Genomic DNA, 16,217 nt, shown 5'->3' on the forward strand with positions numbered 1-16,217 from the left:
CTGCGTGGCCCGCGCCTTCGCGGTGAGGGCGATGCCCTCGTGCGTACGGCCCGGCACCCGCGCCAACAACTACTCGACCCGGAGGAAGCCAGTGTCGGTGACGCCTGCGTCCGCTTCGGTGAGCCCGTCGCTTTACGCGCCTGTCGTACTCGGAGACATCGAACTCGCCAACCGTGTCGTGATGGCCCCACTCACCAGAATGCGGGCGGGAGCTTCTGGCGTCCCCGGCGACCTGATGGTCGAGCATTACCGGCAGCGGGCCTCTCTCGGCCTGATCGTGACCGAGGGGATCTACTGCAGTCACGAGTCCCAGGCATTCGTCGGCCAGCCGGGCATCGTCACAGATGAGCAGGTGGCCGGCTGGCGACGAGTAGCCTCGGCGGTGCACGCCCACGGCGGCCGCATTGTCATGCAGATCGTGCACAGCGGCCGGGTGACCCACCCCGACATCAACGGCGGCCGGCCGGTCGTGGCGCCCAGTGCGATCGCCATCGACGGCGCGGGGCACACGGCACGGGGCAAACAGCCTTTTCCGGTGCCGCAGGCCTTGACAGCCGCTGAGGCCGGCTCGGTCCTCACGGATTTCGTCGCCGCTTCCCGACATGCGATCGAGGCGGGCCTGGACGGAGTGGAGATCCACGCAGCCAACGGCTATCTCCTGCACCAGTTCCTCTCGTCCACCTCCAACCGGCGCACCGACTCCTACGGCGGGCCGCCCGAGAACCGAGCCCGCTTTGTCATCGAGGCGGTGACGGCCGTGGCACAGGCCATCGGTGCCGGGCGGGTCGGGCTGCGCGTCTCACCGCAGCGCGACATCCAGGACGTCCTGGAGACCGACAGGGACGACGTCCTGGCCACCTACGGCCACCTGCTCGACCAATTGCGCCCGCTGAACCTGGCCTACCTGTCCATCCGACACGAGGACCTGGGCGGCACGCTGGTCCAGGAATTGCGTCGCCGTTTCGGCGGGCGGCTGGTGGTCAACAGGGGCACTGCTCTCATGACCACACGCGAGGAGGCGACGGAGCTGATAGAAGGCGCTCACGCCGATGCCGTGGCCGTCGGCCGGGCTGCCATCGCCAACCCGGACCTGGTGGAACGCTGGCAGGGCGGACACCCGGAGAACGAGCCGCGCCAGGAGCTGTTCTACACGTCCGGCCCGGAGGGGTACACCGACTACCCGGCCCTCAGCTTGTCGGTTCTTGCGGGGAAGCAGCGGAAACAGCGGCTGGACAGGCGATGATCGCTACCTCTGCACGGTTGCTGCGGCTGGTCTCACTGCTCTCGTCCAGGCCCACGTGGTCCAACGCGGAGCTGGCCCGGCACCTGGACGTCACCGAGCGCACGGTACGCCGGGACGTCGACCGGCTGCGTGAACTCGGCTACGGCGTCAAGTCGGTCCCCGGCCCGGGCGGCGGTTACCGTTTCGGGGCCGGAAACCGCATACCTCCGCTGAACCTGGACGACGACGAGGTGTTCGCCGTTGCCATGGCGCTGCGGGAAGCAGCTCAGGGCGCCGCCCTCGGCGCCGATCCGGCGGCCCTGTCAGCTTTGCTGAAACTCCGTCAGATACTCCCCGCCCGGATGGCCAGGCGCCTGGAGAGCCTGGACGCCACCGTCGAACACACCCCGCGCTGTGAGTCTCCCCGGGCCTCCGCGGACGTGCTGTTCCTCCTGGCCTCCGTGTGCCGGGCATCCGAACGCGCCACACTCACCTACCGCGACATGCACGGTGCCACCACGGTCCGGTGCGTCGACCCGTACCGCCTGGTCCACACCGGAGTCCACTGGTACTTCGTGGCCCGCGACGTCGAACGCTCCGCGTGGCGGACCTTCCGTGCCGACCGGGTGATCGACGTCGAGTCCACCGGCGAAGCGGTCGACCTGAGCGACGCCCCGGACGCGGCGCAGCTGGTCTCCGACACCATCACCCGCACCGGCTACCCCCTCTTCGCGCGGGTGCGACTTCCGCTGTCCTTCGACGACTCCCGACGGCTGGTCGCCCCCATCGTCGCCACCCACGAGTCCGACGGACCGGACCGGACGATCATCACCATCGGCGGATCCGACCCCGACCAGCTCGCCGGCTACCTGCTCGGCCTGCGGACGCCCCTGGAGATCCTGTCGCCCGACTCCGTCCGTGAAGCACTGCGCGCACGCCTCGACACCCTCTACCACGCCAATGACATGCCGCGACCGGAACCCGGGGGGCCACGATGACGTCCGATCTCCGTGCATGCCGTGTGCCGTGTGCCGTGGGGCTCGGACGGCCCGGTGCAGGCCCTGGGGCGTGAGGCCTGCTCCGTCAGGTGCTCAGGCCGGAAGACGTGCGTCTCGTGTACGACCTTCCTCCCGCGTGGCCGGGAGACGGTGCGAACCACTTGGCCTGCGCAGGGCGGTCGCCTGCGCAGGCCAAGACGGATGGACGGCAAGGGCCGGGTGAGGTCCTGGGGGCCGTTCCCCACCGATGGATCAGGGGTCGACGAGTACCTCATGCCGAGTCGTCGACCAGCGGCCGTCCTGCCGGGCGAATCGGTCGAGATAGCGCCCGGTGGCCGCGATGGTCCTGGGCTGCGGATGGCTGGATCCCGGCAGTCCGATTCCGCTCAGCAGAACGAAGTGACTCTCGGCCTCGACCGTGTCCAGGCCCGAGACATACCGGAAGCGGTGGTTGGTCACCAGGTGCCGTGTGGGTTGCGGGCCGGCTTCGATGAGCCGGGCGATGGCGGCCCCGGTCACCTGGTGAGGGCCGGCGACGAAGGTCGCGTCCTGGAGCAGTGTGCAGAAAGCGTCCCTGTCGCCGTCGTCGACCGCCCGGGCACGCGCCAGGATCAGTTCCTGGATGGCCGCCCGGTCTTCCGCGGGCACCGTCGGCACCTGGTTCACCACGGGACGACCCCTTCTCGGCTGAGGAAGATTCCGGTGGGTCCATCGGGAGAGAGTGTGGCCAGTCGCACGATGGCTTCGGAGCCCTCGGCAACGGTCTGGGTACCCATGTGGTCGTTGATGTCCGTGTCAGTCGGGCCCGGGTCGGCGATGTTGATACGGAAGTGGGGATACGCCTCCGCGTACTTGAGCGTGAGCATGTTGATGGCTGCCTTGCTCGGCTGGTAGTAGGGCAGCGGGTTCGCATGCTCAATCGTGCTCGGATCCACGGAACGGGTGAAGGATCCCATGCTGCTGGACACGTTCACGATGCGAGGGGCCTTTGACTTCTCCAAGAGCGGCAGGAAGGCACGCGTGGTGCGGAGCGTCCCGAGGAAGTTGGTCTGCAACACTCGCTCGGCGTGCTCGGCAGTCACCTCGAGCATGCTGGTGACACGCGGGCCCGGAATGCCGGCGTTGTTGATGAGGACGTCGATGCCGCCCTCTTGGTCGAGGACGTCCGCCGCTGCCGCCTCGACCGACGTCTGGCTGCTCACGTCTATCTGGACGAAGCGTGCGCCGAGTTCAACAGCGGCCGCCTTGCCCCGCTCAGGGTCGCGGGCCCCGACCAGGACGTGGTGGCCCAACTCGATGAGTTGGCGTGCGGTTTCATAGCCGATGCCCTTGTTGGCACCGGTGATGAAGGTTGTGGTCATCGTCGTTTCCTTGTGAGCGGTCTGCGGGCAGAAGCCTGAACAACCAGCGCGATGTCGGCGGCTGGCTCCGGTACTTACGGAGGCGATTCCCGGAACCCGTGTTCACGGCGGCTTGTCTGACCGGGAGAGGCGGGTGCTTCTTCCTTCGAAGACAACGTTCGCTGCTCAGGCGCCTGCGTAGAAGGCTGTGCGAAAGGGGGTGTACGACGCCCAGGAATGGAGTTTCTCCCCTGGAAGGATCTCGTCGAGGCCGATTCGTACCGCCTCTGGAGGGCACGTTCCCCAGGCGTGACAGTCGTCAGTCGCTTCCGGTCTATTTGATCGACGCGCCGAAAGGCGAAGCTTTCATGTGAGCAGGACGCCCGGACGGGCGTGGGCATGCCAGGGCCGCTGAAACGCGGCGAACTGTGAGCGGTGCAATGGGCTCGGCCGAGGGAGACCTTCGACTGGGCGCGAGGAGAACCACGTGCTGACCGCTCAGCGTCGGCTGGTCTGGCGTAGTCGGCGGTTCTTCTCGATCAGGGCACATGCTGTCAGCCGCGCCTCACGAGTAAGTTCACGGGTCTGCCCGTGGGCGGGATATCTGCGTGCGGTGTCCCGGGCCCCGCGGTGGGCCAGTGCTTGGCCGTGCCAGAGACCCAAGACAGTGCCTGCGCTGGGATCACGGAGTTCTTGGCAAGTTGATGCGGCCGCTCCTGGCCCGCGGATGTGCGCATCCGCTCTCAAGCGCCCATGCCACGCAGGGTCCGCTCAAGACCGGCGTTGATGCGGTCCATGGTGGCTGCGTATGCCTCGGGCATGTCGACATCGAGACGGTCGGCGAGCACGAAGACCCACCACAGGCATTCGGCCAGCTTGTGCTGCAGTTCAGCGTCCACATCCCCGTCGATGCCCCAGGTGCGCTCGGCGGCCAGCACCAGACGCCCGACGTAGGCGGCGTCGTTGGTGAAGCCGACCGCGAGTTCCGGCAGGGTCCAGGTCCTGCCCAGAACTCGCTGTTCGATCTTCTCGTACTGGGCTCGGACCTCCAGGGCCCTGTCGTCAGCTTCTCCAAGTCCAGCCTTGTTCTCGTGTGCCGGCGTCTCGCTCATCTGGGCTTCCTCTCGAAGGTATGTCCGTGTCATCAACGACGCTAGAAGCAGATGCGGTCGCGATCAGTCCTGGTTTGCTCTTGGGGCCATCGAATGGGTCGGCACATGGAGGACCTTCAGCGCATGGCCGACGGTCAAGGTGTTCACCGAACGTCTCGGCGTGACGTCACGGGTTGGCCGCGCTGAAACGCGTGTCCTGGCCGGTGATGCGATGAGAGCGGTATGTCTCCCGTGGTGGAGGTCATGGCGTATCCGGGGGTGCCAGTTCGAATTCGGCGTGAGGCGATTCGATCCCGTTGATCTGGAGGGAGATCGCATGTCGGCCCGGGTGATACCGGCGTGTGGTGATCGGCCGGAAGGAGTGCTCGCGTGCGACCTCGATCTGTTCGTCCGGAGCAAGAGCGCGGGTGGTGAGCTTGAAGGTCTTGCCGCGCTGTTGCCCGTTGGCCTTGCGGTGGTGAACGACGTAGTCGATGGTGAGCCGTGCCGCGGCCTCGCCGATGTTGCGAATCGAAGCCGTGAAGCGGACCGTCCCACCGAACGCAACGGTCTCCTGGTCCAGGTGGGGTCCATCGACGTCCAGCGTTGCGGGAGCGAAGCCGAGCAGTTCCAGCGCACCTGGGTGGCCGCGCTTGACGAGAGTGCGCAGCCCGTGGCGCACCACGCGTTCGGTGGTGGCCGCCGGGTGGTTCAGCCAGCGGCTGGCTGTGTCGAGAACCACCTCGGGGTGGTCGCGGCTGAGGTCGTTGAGATGGTTGGCGACCGAGCGGCGCACGTACTCGCTCTCGTCCCGGTAGAGGGCGTCCAGGACAGGGACGGTCGCTTCGGGGCGGGCCTGGAGGTGCGGGATGCGGACCGACCAGGGCAGATAGGGGCGCGTTCCTTCGGAGGCGAGCCTGCGCACGTCCGGGTCGGGTGAGCCGGTCCAGCCGCTGACGATGGTGTCGAGGGCCCGGTCGAGATCGTGCCGGAGCAGTGTCCGGACGGCGAATTCCGAGGAGAGGCGTCCGGTGAGGCCGGCCAGCAGTTCCATCGCGTCGTCGAAGACCGCCGGCTCGTCCTCCTGGACGGCGCGAGTGGCGAGAGCGCTGGTGACCGGCCAGATCAGCCAGCCGGTGAACTGTGCGTCTTCGCGAGCGATACGCACGGTGCGCGCCAGCGTTGCGTAAGTGCCCGGAAGATCGGCGAGCAGCGCGTCGCGCAACAGGTCGGCGCGCTTGCGCAGGGGCAGTGCGTCGATCTGCGGGGGCGCCGCGCGCAGCGTCGTGAGGTCGGCATCCGGGGCGGCGGCGTGGATCGCGCGGGTGAGGTTGCGGGCAGTGTGGCGGCTGATGAGCTGGTCGGCGAAAGGCATGAGTGGGGCCCTACGCGACGCGCTGCAGTGTGCGGGTGATCTGCCAGTCCACGCTGTCGTGGTCGATCGTGGCGTGGACGGGGGAGTCCGCCATCTCTCCAGTGATGCCGGCCGCCCCGGCGCGCGCGTGGGGCAGGCTGTCGTAGGCGACGATGTCGATGATGCGTCCGTCGTCGGTCTCGACGATACGTCGCCACAGGAATCCGGGCCGGCGGTGGAGGTAGGCGTTGATGTCGGCGTTCGCCTCGATGAAGTCCTTGGCGGTGTGGCCTTCAGCGGGGCGCAGGGTGGTGATTTCGAGTGTCTCGGCCATGGTGATGTGCTCCGTTATCAGCCCCTGCTCCGGGGCGTGACGCGTATTCCCGTGCCGGCCCGCGGGTGAGGATCTGTGTCGCCCAGTGGCTCCCGGCCGTGGTCTTCTCTCACCTGAGTCTTTCGCCGCTGCGCCGGGCTGGGAAGGACGTGTCAACCTGGGTGTGCGGCACCCAGGTTCAGCGGTCCGGCCGGGGCTTGATCAGCGCCTCGCGGGCCGCGAGCTCTACCAGGGCTCGGCGATCCGCTCGGTGCCGCGCCCGGCAGGCCTTCGGAGCAGGGGCGGCCACACGACTCGTGCGAACTGCCCGGACGTGTCGTGTGGGGTGGTTCGAGGTACGGGATGTGGGTGGTGCTATTGCTCCCCAGCAACGCCTGCGACCAGCGAGAACGATCTGGTACTCGTCCATGTCGAGCAGCGTGACCCGCAGATCAGGACGGCGGTGACGGAGGTCTTCCGGACAGCGAGCCCACCACCGGGCTGGTGCTGCTGCGGAGCGGGGCGGTGGCCGGAGGTAACCTGGACCATCCCGACTCCGTACGCGACCACCTGAAGCGAATAGCGCGTACCGTCCTGGCAGCGGGGCGCAGCGTCCGACGACACCGCCGCTCCTCGGCACCCCTTTCCCCACCAGCCAGTAGGTCGGAAATGCAGCAGGCACAGAACGAACTCGGCGACTTCCTCCGGTCGAACCGCGCCCGTATCGAGCCCGCCGACGTGGGCCTGCCCCCCGGCGGTGGGGCCCGCCGGGTGAAGGGACTGCGCCGGGAAGAGGTGGCCGTCCTGGCCGGAGTGAGCGCCGACTACTACGCGCGCCTGGAGCAGGGGCGCGAGCGGAACCCGTCGCCACAGGTCATCGAGGCGGTCGGACGGGCCATGCGACTGACGCCGGATGCGCGCACCCATCTCTTCCGGCTGGCGGGTCTGCATCCGGCCCTCACCTCGGCTGCGGACCGCGACCTGGTCCATCCCTCCCTGCTCCACCTCCTGGATGCCTTTCCGGCGGCCGCCGCCTACGTACTCAGCCCCGCCTTCGACGTCCTGGCGAAGAACGCCGTGGCCGCAGCCCTTCTTGCCCCCTTCGAGGGCACCCCGAACATGGTCCGCGTGCTGTTCCGACACCCCCGCGCGCGTGAGGTCTTCGTCGAATGGCCCACGGTGGCGCGCGCCACGGTGCATGCGCTGCGGCTGCACGCAGGCAGGTTCCCCGACGACCCGGACATCGACGACCTGGTGTCCGAGCTGTCCGAGACCTCGGGAGAGTTCCGCAAGCTGTGGCAGGACAACCAGGTGGAGAACATGGCCCGAGCGTTCAAGGTGTTCGTGCTCCCCGAGATCGGCCGCGTCGAACTGACCTACCAGACCTTCGACGTCCATGACGCCCCCGGACAGCAGCTCCTGGTCGGCGTTCCGGAGCCCGGCAGCGCCAGCGCCGCCGCGATCGAGTCCCTGCGGACGCCGGCCGAGCGGGGCGCCGCCAGCGCGTGACGCCGCACCGGCGAAGCAACGCCAGGCGGCACAAGACAAGGACCGTAGCTGTCCGGATCTGCTCCTAGCCTGAAGGAGAGGCGCCCACGGCCGAGGGCCGAACCCCTCGGCCGGGCCCTCCCCCTTCAGCCGTACCTCTCACAGGAGCACCCCATGGCAGCCATTCCCCGCCTGCTCGTCTACGGAGCAACCGGCTACACCGGAAGGCTGGTGGCGGAACACGCCAAGCAGTCGGGCCTCGATGTCGTCGTGGCAGGACGCAACAGGGAGCGCATCACCGCGCTGGGCGAAGAACTCGGTGTCGAAAGCCGAGCAGTCGCGCTCGATGACCCGGAGATCCTGCGGGCCGCGCTCGACGACATCACCGTGGTCCTGAACGTCGCCGGCCCCTTCCGCCACACCGCGCGCCCGCTGATGGACGCCAGTATCAACGCCGGGGTGCACTACCTCGACACCACCGCCGAGTACGACATTTTCGCCGCCGCACGCTCCCGACATGCCCAGGCTCACGCGGCCGGCGTGATGATCATGTCCGGCGCCGGGTGGGACGTCGTACCCAGCGACAGCGTGGCCACCCACGCCGCCGCGCGCGTCACCGACCCGGTCAGTCTCCGACTCGCCCTCAAACTTCTCAGCGCCACCCCCGAGGAAGCGGCAGGCCTCAACCTCTTCTCCCGCGGCTCCATCGTCAGCGCCACCGAAGGCATCGGTGACCTGGGCGTGCTCGTCCGCACCGACGGAGACATCGTCACCCTGAAGGAGCCGAAGGTCGCCTCCTTCGACTTCGGCGACAGCGGTCCCGAGGAAGCCGTGTCCGCGTCCATGGGCGACCTGGTCACCAGTTACTTCGCCACCGGCATCCCCTCGATCGAGGTCTACGTGCAGGCCGGGCAGCCGCTGCCCATCGACCTCGACCTCTCCGCACTGCCCGACGGTCCCACCGCCGAAGAACGGGAAGTGGGCCGCAGCAAGGTCGTCGCCGAGGTCACCGGCCGGGACGGCAGCGTGGCCCGCTCCCTCATCGACACGCCCACCGGCTACCGGTTCACCCAGCTGTCGTCCGTGGAAATCGCCCGCCGTGTGCTGGCCGGCTCCTTCACACCGGGGTTCCAGTCACCTTCCTCCGCCTACGGCCCCGAAATCGCTCTCGCGATCGCCGATACGCATATCAAGGACCTTTAGGTTCGAGCCACGCCGGCGATGCCGATGGCGCACTGGGCACGGAGGTGGAGTGACTCGCCGGTGCCCAGGCCGGCCGCATCATCGGCCATCGGCAGGAACCAATGTGACGACTGTGGAACCCTGACAATCACGTCGGACGGTGCACGCGATCGGCATCGACCCCTGCATCAGCGCAAGCGGTTGATCACTGACAGCCGTACGGTGACCAGCTCCGGTGGACAGCCGGTGGACAGACGCCTTCGGAGGGGCCAGTACGGGGCCGCACGGGGCAGACTGACACGCATCGTCTGATCAGGTAAGACGTCACCAGACGACACTGTGCGGCACCACCCGACATGAACGCTCTCGGTCTCGTAATGCGTAGGTCGGGGGTTCGACTCCCCCAGGCGGCTCCGGCGAAGCCCAGGTCACACGCAGTGTGATCTGGGCTTTTTCGTGTCCGGAGGTCGGTCCGAGAGGCGAATGCGTATTCGGCGCGAGTCTGCGCGAGTCCTGCTTGGAGAAGGGTTGGACAGGTGTGCAGTGCTGCCGGTGAGGTCGGCTCGTACGGATTGGGTGCGAACGAGTCAGGGCGGAAGTCTGCGGGACCAGCTTGTGACTGACCTCGCACGACCGACCGCTGAGATCCGCCTTGACCTGCCGTCGGTGCTGCCGCGAGTGAGGGCCCCACTGAGCCTGCCAGTCACCAGGACAGTATGCGGCGCGGGTATGGTGCCGGTGTCTTGAGGTGCTTCTTGGTCAGCCGGCAGAGCTTGCGTTCTCATGCTTGTTGGCGAGGAAGCGTGCCTTCTTCTCGCGGTTCCCGCACGTGTTCATTTCGCACCATCGACGTGTGCGGGATCTACTTGTGTCAAAGAACGCGGCCCGGCATGTCGGTGAGGCGCACAAGGCCATCTTTCCGTCTCGTTCTCCGGAGACGATGCTGATCGCATCCGCGGCGATCACGCTGAGCGCATCCTCCACGGAACCGGAGCCCAGCCACCACTCCCGGCGACCGTCAGACGTCAGGGTCGTGGCGGACACACCGTGAGTGCTGTAGTGGTTGAGCAAGCGGACGGCTGAAGAGGGAAGCGGGCTCTGTTCCGCGACGTTGGTGGCGGCGGTGTGGATCGCCTCCCGCAGCTCACGGGCACGGTCGAGCTGCAACTCACTACAGGACTCGACCACGAGTCCGTTCACTGCCAGCCAGTCCACCAGTCGGGACGGCACTGGGAGGCGTTCCACCGGTTTGCCGCGGCGCTCGGTCAGAGTCGCCGTGTAGCTGGTCGCCAGTACGCTGCCAAGACGGAACTCGGGGAATCGCTCGGCGGACATGGAACCACTGTAGACGGTTCCATTGTAGAGCTCAACCGCCGCGAACGCCGAGCTCGTCGTGGAGGATCGGCGAGCCCTTGCGGGCGGAGCGGCCTGACTGGGACAGGGCCGCTTCAGTCCGCCCGTCGCGTCTTCCTTCGCCGCGCGGGAGCTTGCAGAATCGAGATCGCTGGAAAAGACGAATCAGCGAATGAGGCGACCAAGAAAGCACTGAGGGGCTTGATGCCCCGCATGGCCGGTGCCTCATGAATGGATGCGGGAAACAATCGCCACTCTTCCGCAAAGGAGTCTTCCGTATGAGCACCACCGTGCGTCGCGATCTCTATCCGACCCGAGTCACCGGCGAGTCCATTCCTCAGCAGCGAGTCGATCCGACCGTGTGGGGGCAGGGTCCGGGGCCGCTCGACGGCGAGCAGTTGAACCGGTACGAGTCGAATGGCTATCTGGTTCTCGACGATCTGCTGTCCGAGCAGGAAGTGAGCCTGTACAGCGCCGAACTCCAGCGACTCAGCGAGGATCCGGAGCTGCGTGCGAGTGAGCGCATGATTCTGGAACCGGATTCCGACGAGGTCAGGTCCGTTTTCGAAGTCGAGAAGGTCAGCATCCTCTTTGCTGAACTACTGCATTCCTCCCGACTCACCGACATCGCTCGGCAGGTCCTCGGTTCGGATGTCTACATTCACCAGAGCCGGGTCAACTACAAGCCCGGCTTCGGCGGTGCCCCGTTCCACTGGCACTCGGATTTCGAGACCTGGCACTCCGAGGACGGTATGCCGCAGCCTCGTGCGTTCAGTGTTTCCATTGCGCTGACCGAGAACCACCCGTTCAACGGTCCGCTCATGGTCATTCCCGGTACCCACAAGACGTTTTTCCCCACGGTCGGGGCGACACCGCTGGACTTTCACAAGGAGTCGCTGCAAGTAGCCGCTCCCTCGGTCGGTTCTCCTGATCAGAAGCACCTCACGCGCATGGCCGACGAGCACGGGATCCAGCAGATCACCGGTCCGGCCGGATCAGCGGTGATGTTCGACTCGAACCTGCTGCACGGCTCCAACGGCAACCTTTCGCCCTTCGCGCGCTCCAACATCTTCATTGTCTACAACAGCGTGGAGAACACGCTGGAAGAGCCGTTCTCCGTGCCCCAGCCGCGTCCTCAGCACCTCAGCAACCGCGAGTTCCCGTACCCGGCCAATTAACCGCGGTGGCTCGTCGTGTCAAAGTGCGACAGGCAGGGTGTCGTACTCAGTCGAGCGCCTCAGGCATAAGGTGCGCTCAATTCCGGTGACTCAGGCGGTAAGTAGAGCGGACGAATTCCGGCCGGCAGTCGGCTCCTCCCGGCCCGCTTCACCTCGTCGACCGCCGGGCACCGGGGCCTCAACCGCCGCCCCAGCTCGGCCTGTTGCTCCAGCAACAGGCCGAGCTGGGACCCACCGCCGTCGCAGCCTTTCCTCACGGATGTTCACCCGCACTCACGGCAAACCAGCGTGACTGCTCGGTCGTCAGGACTGACCCGCTGAGAGAGATTGAGGCTCCCGGTGACGAGGTCGTGGCAGGGCTCCCGTTGGTCACCAGGAGCTTCGCGTGCTCGTTCAGCGGGACGGGCTGCCCGATGGTCGACCGGGAACCACCTTGGCCGGTTGCCGCCGCAACGCGGGCGTGATAGAACCATCATAGGCGGTTCCATGCAGGCTCGGAGAGCCTATGACGCCCCCAGGATCAACTTGGGGCCGAGCCTCATAAGCCGTGCGGAGGACCGTGACGAGCAGATGACGATTCCTGGCGCATCAACACCGCCATGACACATGCGAAGGCCGAGATTCCACTGACCACCCCGTTTCGCACGGCATTAGCCAAGGCGAGGTTCAGCATGTCCACAACCACCTCTTTGCCGGCGCGGTCCGCCGTACCCAAGAAAATTCTCTTCCCGCTGCTCCTGGCTCCGATGTTCCTCGGCGGTGTGGACTCGACCCTGTTCAATTCCGTCGCCCACGACTTGCCGGTTCTTACTGATTCCTGGCGCCTCTGGTTCATCGACGGATACTCGATCGCGCTCGCGTCCAGCGTCGTCCTCGGCTCCCGTCTCGGTGCACGCATGGGCCCCGGCGTCACGTTGGCGGTCGGACTTGTCGTGTTTGCGATCGCGGGCGCCGCTCCAGCACTGCTGGACGGATCGGCGTCCTGGACGGCGGCCCGGTTCGTCCAGGGCTTCGGCTACGCGTTGATCGTCTCCAGCGTCGCCTCGGTCATCGGCGGTCTCCCGAACACCGCGGAGCGGACTCTGGGTTACTCGCTGTGGATCTGCACGTACAGCATCGGAGCCGGCGCTGGGCCGCTGATCGGCATGGCGTTCGTCGAACTCGGCCTCTACAGGCTGCTGTTCTGGTTGCCGGCTGCGGTCGCGCTGGTGTGTGCCTTTTTCGGATGGTCGCTACTACGCGGCATCAGCTTGGGGCAGGCCTCATCGGCGAAGGTCGATTTCGGTTCTTCGGGTTTGGCTCTTCTTGGCTTCGGACTCTTCGTGGGTGGTCTGCAGAGTCACGGCGAGGTATATGTACGCCTGCTCGCGACAGTTCTCGGTTGCGCCGTCCTGGCCGCGTTCTGTGTGCGCCAACTTCGTTCGTACGACCCACTCATCGACGTACGGATGCTCAACTTCTCGCGACTGGGCGTTCCTTCGCTCGCGCTCGTCTTCGGTTCGGCGTGCTACACCGGATCGGTCTATCTCTTCAGCTCCGAGGCCGACTCGCTGGTGTCCATCCTGCCGGTCGCGGTCCTGGCGCTGTGGGTGTCCTGCGGAGGATTCGTCTTCCACAGACTGCAGTCGCGATTCTCTCCGGTGCACATCCTGCAGGTCAGCCTGGCCGCCTGTGCTCTCGGCCTGGTCGTAGCCGCTTTTGTCAACTTGTGGGCGGCCGGTTTCCTGATCGGTCTGGGCGTGGGAGTCGGGATGGCGTCCGGGGACGCGTACCTGCTCGGAAGTGTCGCGCCCCGGGATGTCGCACGCGCCGCGGCTCTCCAAGAGACCAGCCTCGCGGTGGGGGCGGCGCTGGGGGTGGCCGGATTCGGAGCCCTCCTCGCAGTCACCGGCTCGGTCACCGAAACGGCCGTCATCACCGCCATCACTGTCGCCGTCGTCGGCTGGATCTGCCGCTTCAACCGCGGGGTTCTCACCGCATAACCGAACCCGTCGCCACCGCTCACGAGTTCCCGTCAGCCCCGCCGGCGGGCGCTCTCCGTCCGGTGGCCTGCTTGTCGAGTGAGAGCACAACCGGGATCCTGCCGTGCTCGGGCCGACGAGCACGGGCCGCCTGCCATGCCCCGCCACCGTCCTGACCAGCCCGCCGGGCAACGGCCCACCGACCAATCCGGCGGCGTCAGTACGGTGCAGGCCGGCGGTCGGCGCTGGCGCCCCGGTTGGTCGGATGCGACACGAGATCAAGTCGCTGCTGGATTGCGGAAGGTGGCGCGGTAGGTGCTCGGGGAGACGCCCAGCGCCAGGTGGAAGTGCTGGCGCAGATTGGCGGCTGTGCCGAGTCCGGTCCGCTCAGTCACCTGCTCCACGGCCAAGTCCGACTCCTCCAGCAGTTCCCTGGCACGCTCGATGCGCTGCTGGGTCAGCCAGTTCATCGGCGTCGTGCCGACCTCCTCCCGGAACCGCCGGGTGAAGTTCCGTACGCTCATGGTTTCCTGAGCGGCCATCTGTCCCAGCGTGATGGGCTCTTCCAGCCGTTGCAGCGCCCAGCTGCGCGCCGCCGCGGTGGAAGGTGAGGTCGGCTCGGGAACGGGCAGACGGAAGTACTGCACCTGTCCGCCTTCCCGGTGCGGAGGGACCACGGTGCGACGGGCGACGTCGTTGGCCACTGCCATGCCGTAGTCGCTGCGGATCATGTGCAGACACAGATCGATGCCGGCGGCGCAACCGGCCGAGGTGAGTACGTCGCCGCCGTCGGTGTAGAGCACGTCGGCGTCCATCTCCACTTGAGGGAAGAGCTTTGCGAACTGGTCGGCGTAGCGCCAGTGCGTAGTGGCTCGCCGGCCGTCCAGCCAGCCGACCGAGGCGAGCACGAAGGCGCCGGTGCAGATCGAGGCGGCACGGGTGCCGGAGCGGACGCCGGCCAGGGCCTCGGCGAGCGGCGCGGCGAGCTCGGGCTTCTGCTGCTCGTAGTCCTCGTAGGAGGCCATCACAATTACCGTGTCGGCCTCGGCCAGCGCTTCCGGGCCGTGCTCGACGTCGATGGTGAAGTCCGCGTCTGTGCGCACTTTTCCGGGGCGCAGCGCGCAGGTGACGACCTCGTAGAGCGGTTCGCCGTCCGCCGAGGCGCCGGCCTTGGCCTGGCCGAAGAGCTGGTGGATGATGCCCAGCTCGATCGGCAGGGTCATCTGGCGAGCGAGTATCGCGATGTGGTGCCGGTCGGGGTGACTGAACGCCGTTGCGTTGGACATGGCCACATTATTGCGCAGCATGGCCGTCTGGACACTCGCTGGTGCGAGCCTGCGGCGCGAGCCTGGAGTCATGGCTCAGCACACTCCGACTCCCGTCGCCGCACAGCCCACGGCGTTACCGCCCCCGCGCGCTGCCTCGCGCCGCGCCTGGGCCATCGCAGTGGTGGCAGGGGCGGCCATCGTCATCGCCGGCGCCTTCACGACCGTCCCCGGTCTCCTGGTTACGCCGCTGCACGACGAGTACGCCTGGGACCGAGACCAGATCGCGATGGCCGCCTCCATCAACATGGTCCTGTTCGGCCTCACGGCGCCCTTCGCCGCGGCGCTGATGGAGCGCGTGGGTATCCGCCGGGTGGCGACCGGCGCGATGCTGCTGATCGCAGTGGGTGCCCTGCTCACCAGCGGGATGACCTCGCCGTGGCAACTCCTGCTCTACTGGGGCGTCTTGATCGGACTGGGCACCGGCTGCCTGACCATGACCTTTGCCGCCCTGATCACTGGCCGCTGGTTCGTCCGACGGCGCGGTCTGGTCACCGGGGCGCTCAGCGCCTCCAGCCACCTGGGACAGTTGCTCTTCCTGCCGCTGCTCGCCTGGGCGATCGAGCGCTACGACTGGCGGCTCCCGGTGGTCACCCTGGCGCTCGTCGGACTGGCCGTCGCCGCCCTGGTCGCGCTGCTGCTACGGGACCACCCGGCCGAGATCAACGCGAGGCCGTACGGCGGTATGGAGTTCGTGCCCAAGCCAGTCCCTGCTCAGGGCGCCGCACGGCGCACACTGGCAGTCCTCTTCTCGGCCGGCCGCACCCGACTCTTCTGGCTGTTGGCAGGAATGTTCATCATCTGTGGTGCCTCCACCAACGGCATCATGTGGAGCAACTGGGTCCCCGCCGCCCACGACCACGGCATGCACGCCACCGTCGCGGCCTCGTTGCTCTCCCTGATCGGCATCTTCTCCGCCATCGGCGCGGCCCTCTCCGGTTGGCTCACCGACCGCTTCGACCCGCGTCGGCTGCTGACCGTCTACTTCACCGTGCGGGCGCTCACGCTGATCGCCTTGCCTCAGCTCCTCGCCGCGACCGCCGATCCCTCTCTGATCGCCTTCTCGGTGATTTACGGAGTGGTCGACGTGGCCACCGTTCCTCCGGTCATCGCGCTGTGCCAGCGCGCCTACGGTGACGACGGTCCCATCGTGTTCGGCTGGGTCAACTCGACGCACCAACTGGGTGCGGGCGCCTCGGCCTACCTCGGAGCCGCCGCCCGCGACGTGTTCGGCGGCTACGACGTGGTGTGGACCGCACTCGGCGCTGCCTGTCTGATCGCGGCCCTGCTGGCGCTGGTCGTACGCGCCCCTCGCTCCGCCCGGCCCGCCGCTGCCCCGTCCACCGACTAGTCCGACCTCGCCACACCGCTGGCCCTGCCTCAAACACCGCACTCGCCAAACGTTCGCAGGA

At 67.3% G+C, this 16,217-nt stretch carries 14 protein-coding genes; 7 read left to right on the forward strand and 7 right to left on the reverse strand.

Annotated features, from left to right (window positions below):
• Positions 1-4: 4 nt before the first annotated feature.
• Together UWG_RS0106675 and UWG_RS0106680 are read left to right on the forward strand one after the other, a co-directional pair.
• The gene (locus UWG_RS0106675; RefSeq protein WP_237720011.1) at positions 5-1,243 is read left to right on the forward strand and encodes an alkene reductase; all 1,239 of its coding nucleotides are present in this window, start codon (positions 5-7) and stop codon (positions 1,241-1,243) included.
• On the forward strand, positions 1,240-2,220 hold the full coding sequence (locus UWG_RS0106680) for a helix-turn-helix transcriptional regulator (RefSeq protein WP_016906425.1): 981 nt from the start codon (positions 1,240-1,242) through the stop codon (positions 2,218-2,220). The genes UWG_RS0106675 and UWG_RS0106680 overlap by 4 nt, the downstream gene beginning before the upstream one ends.
• 252 nt (positions 2,221-2,472) lie before the next feature.
• On the opposite strand, the gene UWG_RS0106685 is transcribed toward UWG_RS0106680, so the two are convergent.
• The 5 genes from UWG_RS0106685 to UWG_RS0106705 all read right to left on the reverse strand — a co-directional run bounded on the left by UWG_RS0106685 (position 2,473) and on the right by UWG_RS0106705 (position 6,339).
• A complete protein-coding gene (locus UWG_RS0106685) occupies positions 2,473-2,889 on the reverse strand; it encodes a nuclear transport factor 2 family protein (protein ID WP_016906426.1) in 417 nt (138 codons plus the stop codon).
• Complete coding sequence (locus UWG_RS0106690; RefSeq protein WP_016906427.1) at positions 2,883-3,581, reverse strand: SDR family oxidoreductase; 699 nt, start codon at positions 3,579-3,581, stop codon at positions 2,883-2,885. The genes UWG_RS0106685 and UWG_RS0106690 overlap by 7 nt, the downstream gene beginning before the upstream one ends.
• A 722-nt stretch (positions 3,582-4,303) precedes the next feature.
• Positions 4,304-4,672 (reverse strand): nucleoside triphosphate pyrophosphohydrolase family protein, encoded by a 369-nt coding sequence (locus UWG_RS0106695; RefSeq protein ID WP_016906428.1) that lies wholly within the window; start codon positions 4,670-4,672, stop codon positions 4,304-4,306.
• Positions 4,673-4,913: 241 nt separating this feature from the next.
• Positions 4,914-6,026, reverse strand: a complete 1,113-nt coding sequence (locus UWG_RS0106700; protein ID WP_016906429.1) for a DNA alkylation repair protein — start codon at positions 6,024-6,026, stop codon at positions 4,914-4,916.
• 10 nt (positions 6,027-6,036) lie between these two features.
• Complete coding sequence (locus UWG_RS0106705) at positions 6,037-6,339, reverse strand: hypothetical protein (protein WP_016906430.1); 303 nt, start codon at positions 6,337-6,339, stop codon at positions 6,037-6,039.
• Positions 6,340-6,987: 648 nt separating this feature from the next.
• Between UWG_RS0106705 and UWG_RS0106710 the strand changes: the two genes are divergently transcribed.
• Both UWG_RS0106710 and UWG_RS0106715 read left to right on the forward strand, forming a co-directional pair.
• Positions 6,988-7,827, forward strand: a complete 840-nt coding sequence (locus UWG_RS0106710; protein WP_016906431.1) for a helix-turn-helix domain-containing protein — start codon at positions 6,988-6,990, stop codon at positions 7,825-7,827.
• Between the two features lie 153 nt (positions 7,828-7,980).
• Positions 7,981-9,009 (forward strand): saccharopine dehydrogenase family protein, encoded by a 1,029-nt coding sequence (locus UWG_RS0106715; protein ID WP_016906432.1) that lies wholly within the window; start codon positions 7,981-7,983, stop codon positions 9,007-9,009.
• Between the two features lie 738 nt (positions 9,010-9,747).
• Here the strand turns inward: UWG_RS0106715 and UWG_RS0106720 are convergent.
• Positions 9,748-10,323, reverse strand: coding sequence for a CGNR zinc finger domain-containing protein (locus UWG_RS0106720; protein WP_016906433.1), 576 nt, complete (start codon positions 10,321-10,323; stop codon positions 9,748-9,750).
• Between the two features lie 296 nt (positions 10,324-10,619).
• On the opposite strand from UWG_RS0106720, the gene thpD reads away from it, so the two are divergent.
• Positions 10,620-11,519, forward strand: coding sequence for an ectoine hydroxylase (gene thpD / locus UWG_RS0106725; protein WP_016906434.1), 900 nt, complete (start codon positions 10,620-10,622; stop codon positions 11,517-11,519).
• Positions 11,520-12,118: 599 nt separating this feature from the next.
• Positions 12,119-13,501: an MFS transporter gene (locus UWG_RS0106730; RefSeq protein ID WP_016906435.1), complete on the forward strand. Its 1,383-nt coding sequence runs from the start codon at positions 12,119-12,121 to the stop codon at positions 13,499-13,501.
• Between the two features lie 257 nt (positions 13,502-13,758).
• On the opposite strand, the gene UWG_RS0106735 is transcribed toward UWG_RS0106730, so the two are convergent.
• A complete protein-coding gene (locus tag UWG_RS0106735; RefSeq protein ID WP_016906436.1) occupies positions 13,759-14,766 on the reverse strand; it encodes a GlxA family transcriptional regulator in 1,008 nt (335 codons plus the stop codon).
• A 70-nt stretch (positions 14,767-14,836) separates the two neighbouring features.
• On the opposite strand from UWG_RS0106735, the gene UWG_RS0106740 reads away from it, so the two are divergent.
• Entirely contained in the window at positions 14,837-16,156 is a 1,320-nt protein-coding gene (locus UWG_RS0106740) for an MFS transporter (protein WP_237720007.1), read from the forward strand.
• Positions 16,157-16,217 lie beyond the last annotated feature (61 nt).

It is taken from the genome of Streptomyces xiaopingdaonensis (assembly GCF_000262345.1).
GTDB classification, from domain to species: Bacteria; Actinomycetota; Actinomycetes; order Streptomycetales; family Streptomycetaceae; genus Streptomyces; species Streptomyces xiaopingdaonensis.

What these genes read in the sequence shown, in the direction of transcription:
- UWG_RS0106680 (WP_016906425.1), top strand. Translation starts at nt 1,240, where the DNA reads ATGATCGCTACCTCTGCACGGTTGCTGCGGCTGGTCTCACTGCTCTCG.
- UWG_RS0106690 (WP_016906427.1), bottom strand. Translation starts at nt 3,581, where the DNA reads ATGACCACAACCTTCATCACCGGTGCCAACAAGGGCATCGGCTATGAA.
- UWG_RS0106695 (WP_016906428.1), bottom strand. Translation starts at nt 4,672, where the DNA reads ATGAGCGAGACGCCGGCACACGAGAACAAGGCTGGACTTGGAGAAGCT.
- UWG_RS0106700 (WP_016906429.1), bottom strand. Translation starts at nt 6,026, where the DNA reads ATGCCTTTCGCCGACCAGCTCATCAGCCGCCACACTGCCCGCAACCTC.
- UWG_RS0106705 (WP_016906430.1), bottom strand. Translation starts at nt 6,339, where the DNA reads ATGGCCGAGACACTCGAAATCACCACCCTGCGCCCCGCTGAAGGCCAC.
- UWG_RS0106710 (WP_016906431.1), top strand. Translation starts at nt 6,988, where the DNA reads ATGCAGCAGGCACAGAACGAACTCGGCGACTTCCTCCGGTCGAACCGC.
- UWG_RS0106715 (WP_016906432.1), top strand. Translation starts at nt 7,981, where the DNA reads ATGGCAGCCATTCCCCGCCTGCTCGTCTACGGAGCAACCGGCTACACC.
- UWG_RS0106720 (WP_016906433.1), bottom strand. Translation starts at nt 10,323, where the DNA reads ATGTCCGCCGAGCGATTCCCCGAGTTCCGTCTTGGCAGCGTACTGGCG.
- thpD (WP_016906434.1), top strand. Translation starts at nt 10,620, where the DNA reads ATGAGCACCACCGTGCGTCGCGATCTCTATCCGACCCGAGTCACCGGC.
- UWG_RS0106730 (WP_016906435.1), top strand. Translation starts at nt 12,119, where the DNA reads ATGACACATGCGAAGGCCGAGATTCCACTGACCACCCCGTTTCGCACG.
- UWG_RS0106735 (WP_016906436.1), bottom strand. Translation starts at nt 14,766, where the DNA reads ATGTCCAACGCAACGGCGTTCAGTCACCCCGACCGGCACCACATCGCG.
- UWG_RS0106740 (WP_237720007.1), top strand. Translation starts at nt 14,837, where the DNA reads ATGGCTCAGCACACTCCGACTCCCGTCGCCGCACAGCCCACGGCGTTA.